Source organism: Streptococcus huangxiaojuni (assembly GCF_040930515.1).
Classification (GTDB): domain Bacteria; phylum Bacillota; class Bacilli; order Lactobacillales; family Streptococcaceae; genus Streptococcus; species Streptococcus huangxiaojuni.
On record NZ_JBFQEG010000046.1, the window covers coordinates 1 to 4,465 of the forward strand.

Genomic DNA, 4,465 nt, shown 5'->3' on the forward strand with positions numbered 1-4,465 from the left:
ACCATCCGCATTAGCTAGATTCTCTATAGCGCTGATGATACTGTTAAAGCCTGAGGTATAATTATCAGCCAGACTGGCTACTGATGAGGCTTGAGTGTCTGAGCTGCCTAAGACCATTTTGACCATATTATTATTCCTCCCTCCATTGTCTAACGAGACATACTGTCATGAATGTCCTCAATCGTCTTTTCCATGGCTTCACGGACAAATGCTTCATACTTATCGCGGTCGTCTTTGGGAATTTCATTGTTGTGTAGATTTTCACCACCTTTTCCATAAACAATAGTCTTCAGTTTCATCCTCTCATCAAATTCCAGCATAAGATCCTCATCTGCATTAATATCCATACGAGCAAACACGCCGCTCTTTGTCGGCACACTAATGACAACCGCAGGTTTCGTCTTAGTCGTTAAACTATCAATCCGATTATTCATCTTAAGGCCATAGTTATCAACGTCATAACCAGCTTGTCGAACTGCTTCCGCATAGCGGGTGGTGTTCATTAAACTGTTCAGCTGCTCATAGGTGTTGCCGTGCTCATAAGCTCTCTGAAAAGCGCCCGATTGATAGTGGAGATAACCCCAAAGCAGTCCTCCGGCTAAAAGAGGGAGAAGCATAAAAATGCTCAGAATAAGGTGTTTTTTTCGTTTACTTGACATTTTTCTTCTCTCCTCGTTCTAAATAATCATAGAAATCTTTTTTATGCTTTTCTTTTTCGTCATCGCTATACGGTGACGAAATATGGTTGCTTCCAATAGTTTCGTCTTCAATAATATCTTCCACAACATCTTCACCTGATTTCTTGCCCCAGCCAAAAATAATACCAGAATAATCGTAATTGTCATAAAATTCATTGACACGATTGATACTGTTATCAGAAATACCGGAATTATAGTCCGCACCAATCGTAAAAATATCATCTCTGTCGGCCTTATCTGCAGTTGCCCGTTTATAATAATTAATAGCATCTAAGTCAGAATTAAAATCTGAGTCGCTGTATCGCCCAGAATCCACATCACCTTTAAAAGAGATTTCCTCATGTTCTAAGCCTTCATTAACTATATGGGATAAGTTATGAACCGCATTATCTGTTGAAATAAAATCCCAGCTCTCCTCTGTAAAAGCGGCAATCTGAACCGCCTCGTGGGCAAAGTCCTTGGAAACCTCGGAATCTGTATGTTGTGTTACAATTCCCTTTTCAAGAGTCTCGATATCTCCGCTTGATAATCCATATTCTTTACATAGCTTATCCCGTTCCTCCTTTTCTTCTGTTCCGCAAATCGCTTTCCAGCGAGTGGAAACATAGCTGTCTGGTGCGAAGGAAGCAATCAGTCGGTTATATTCATACAAAACTTTCTTATTGCTCCAATTCTCCTTATCAGCTTTTTCTAGAATTCCTTCTTGCAGCTTATAAAGAGTTTCCGCAGTAGCTCTATCAAACCCATAGGTATTAACATAATCCATGACTATGGTCCGTTTTTCCCACTTGGTATTGATGGCCTTTGTCCAGTTCAATGCTTTCTTACTCGGAATAGTAAAGCTGCCATTAAAAGCAGCAACGTCTGTCTGGAGCTGAGACAAACCCGTATTGATATTAGTCTCCAAGTCCGCAATATCATCAAAAAAACCTGATGAAGCCGCATCGTACTCCCTAAGCTTCCTCAGCTTTTCTTCCAGCTTCCCCTTCTCTGCCGTGTCGTCGTTTACAGCCGACTGCACAGAGGACTTGTTGGGATCATCTGCCTCCATCTTCCCCAATGTCGTATTATTGGCATCGATCGTAGATTGATAGGCACTGATCTGCGCCGTTAGCGTATCCTCATCCAGATCCTCACTGCCAACATCCGAGCGGTAACGGTCGGGCAGAAGCTGGGTATCCGTCTTAGCGGCATCAGCTAAGAGAATAAACCCTTTTGCCAGCGGAGTGACGACGGTACTGCCGTAGGTTTTGACATTGGTGTAAGCCTCGCCTTCTAAGCCATCCGCATTCGCTAGATTCTCTATAGCGCTGATGATACTGCTAAAGCCTGAAGTATAATTGTCAGCCAGACTGGCTACTGAAGAAGCTTGGCTGTCTGAACTGCCTAAGACCATTTTGACCATAAAATCATTGTCCTTTCATAAGATACAAAGGCCGTTTAAAAACGCAAAGAGAAAATAGGAGCCTGACCGCCGAGTCACTAAAGACTCAAGGGAGGACTGCCTTTTTCTCGCAGCGTTTAGGCCGTGTTCAATTCCACCAAGATACAACGGCTGTTTAAAAATCCGTATGAAAATGGCGATGAGCCAAAAATCTCCGATTTCGCTTAAATAGCTTTATCACCGTTCTTTACCACTTCGTCACTACTTTGACATCACCCCAGTCATCAACTGAGAAACGGCTATCATAAACAGAACACCAATCCTTAAGAACTGTATGCTTTAAAAAATTATTACCCAATTGTTCTATCTGTTCCAAACTGCTACCAGCTGCTTTAAGGTTAGATTGTATTATCTCTTTATTCGTCAATTCCTGATGATCAATGAATTCAGAAATTGATTGTACCAATGTCTTTTCTTTTAAAGAATAGAGATAATTCACATGTACATTTTCAGAATTAGATAACTTGAATACCATCAAAATAGAGACAGTCCCATTCTTTGCTTCCCCATCTGGAAAACGAAAGGAGAGGTTTAGTTTTTCTAATTGATCTGAAACAGCATCCGCCTGGTATTGTTCATTCGTCTCATTCATTGAATTTAGAGTAGTTGCCTCTTGGCCAGCAATATTCTCAGCCTTTCGCCAAGCAAATTTAGGATAAAAAAACCATTTAGTAGCACTGTAATATTCATTGTAATACATTTCTTCAAAAATATTTTCTTTTCTAGTACCCCAACTCATAGCAGTCACTACACCTCCTAAACATATCAGCAGTAAAGCAGCAAGAAGGAGAACCTTTTTTATTAAATAACCTTTTTGTTTACTCATTAAGATCTCCTTTACTTTGCTCTAAACTCTTAATAAAATTATAAGACTCTGGGTAATTCTCCTTAAGATAAGTCATACTTTCTTCTTCTGTTCTATCTTTTGTTCCCCAAACATCTGGAGCAATTTGATAAACTTTTTGAGGAACTAGACTTCTAAAAATTGTATCCTTAACTTCATCAAGGCTTTGATGATTCGTAAACTCATCCGCACGGTTAGTTTTACCTGATTCAAGTTCATGATAATAATCATTACTTGCTTCTAGATAGCTTTGGTTATTTTTCTTCATTCTTTCAACAATATTAACCGAATCCAAATCAGATTTATAGTCATCATTACCAATACTAGGAGTTTTCTCTGCATTTGTAGTTGTATCACCTTCCCAACCGGCTAAATCTTCTGCGTTATCCTTTCCACCTAATAAATGAGCCAAAGCAAAATCTGGCTTTAAGTGAGTGGCCATAGTCATTGATTGATGCGTAAAATCAGCATTATTACCAGGACCGGGAACTCCTTTTGAGGTTTCCTCATCATTCCCTTTAGCTCTAAAACTAGAATATTTTTCGTTCCAAAATTCTTGAAATTCTGTGTCTGTCATCGTTATGCCGTATGCTTCTTCTGCACTTTTTTTAAAATTTTTTCTTTGCTCAGAAGATAAATGCTCATAATCATCATAGGCACCAGAAGTGACTTCATGCTGAATACGAAGATTATAAACTAATTTCTTAGTTTCCTCATCTGTTAAACCTAATTCTTTATATGCATCTTCTACATCAGAAACGTTATTAAAATAATCACGAAAATTTCCTGCCGTGTTATGCCAAAGAAAATTATCATATTCTGTAGTAGTTTGCCCTAGCAGAAGCAATAGCAGGTAATCCTTCTCTTCCTGAGACATATCCGGAAATTTCTTATCAATCCCCTGCTTCACCTGAATAATCTGCTTGGCTGTCTCAATATCAAACCCATAGGTATTAACATAATTCATGACTAGGGTCCGTTTTTCCCACTTGGTATTGATGGCCTTTGTCCAGTTCAATGCTTTCTTACTCGGAATAGTAAAGCTGCCATTAAAAGCAGCAACGTCTGTCTGGAGCTGAGACAAACCCGTATTGATATTAGTCTCCAAGTCCGCAATATCATCAAAAAAACCTGATGAAGCCGCATCGTACTCCCTAAGCTTCCTCAGCTTTTCTTCCAGCTTCCCCTTCTCTGCCGTGTCGTCGTTTACAGCCGACTGCACAGAGGACTTGTTGGGATCATCTGCCTCCATCTTCCCCAATGTCGTATTATTGGCATCGATCGTAGATTGATAGGCACTGATCTGCGCCGTTAGCGTATCCTCATCCAGATCCTCACTGCCAACATCCGAGCGGTAACGGTCGGGCAGAAGCTGGGTATCCGTCTTAGCGGCATCAGCTAAGAGAATAAACCCTTTTGCCAGCGGAGTGACGACGGTACTGCCGTAGGTTTTGACATTGGTGTAAGCTTCTCCCTCTA

4 protein-coding genes are annotated in these 4,465 nt (G+C 40.3%); all 4 read right to left on the minus strand.

Annotated features, from left to right (window positions below; translation table 11 throughout):
* Positions 1-149: 149 nt before the first annotated feature.
* The gene (locus tag AB3329_RS11510) at positions 150-659 is read right to left on the minus strand and encodes a hypothetical protein (protein ID WP_368396298.1); all 510 of its coding nucleotides are present in this window, start codon (positions 657-659) and stop codon (positions 150-152) included.
* Entirely contained in the window at positions 649-2,103 is a 1,455-nt protein-coding gene (locus AB3329_RS11515; RefSeq protein WP_368396299.1) for a T7SS effector LXG polymorphic toxin, read from the minus strand. The genes AB3329_RS11510 and AB3329_RS11515 overlap by 11 nt, the downstream gene beginning before the upstream one ends.
* A 226-nt stretch (positions 2,104-2,329) precedes the next feature.
* Complete coding sequence (locus tag AB3329_RS11520) at positions 2,330-2,968, minus strand: TipC family immunity protein (RefSeq protein WP_368396301.1); 639 nt, start codon at positions 2,966-2,968, stop codon at positions 2,330-2,332.
* The coding region (locus tag AB3329_RS11525) for a hypothetical protein (RefSeq protein ID WP_368396302.1) at positions 2,961-4,465 on the minus strand (1,505 nt) is incomplete at its 5' end. The genes AB3329_RS11520 and AB3329_RS11525, both read right to left, overlap by 8 nt.

Bases quoted from the DNA above. Each gene is read 5' to 3' on its own strand.
- AB3329_RS11510 (WP_368396298.1), bottom strand. From the start codon at position 659: ATGTCAAGTAAACGAAAAAAACACCTTATTCTGAGCATTTTTATGCTT.
- AB3329_RS11515 (WP_368396299.1), bottom strand. From the start codon at position 2,103: ATGGTCAAAATGGTCTTAGGCAGTTCAGACAGCCAAGCTTCTTCAGTA.
- AB3329_RS11520 (WP_368396301.1), bottom strand. From the start codon at position 2,968: ATGAGTAAACAAAAAGGTTATTTAATAAAAAAGGTTCTCCTTCTTGCT.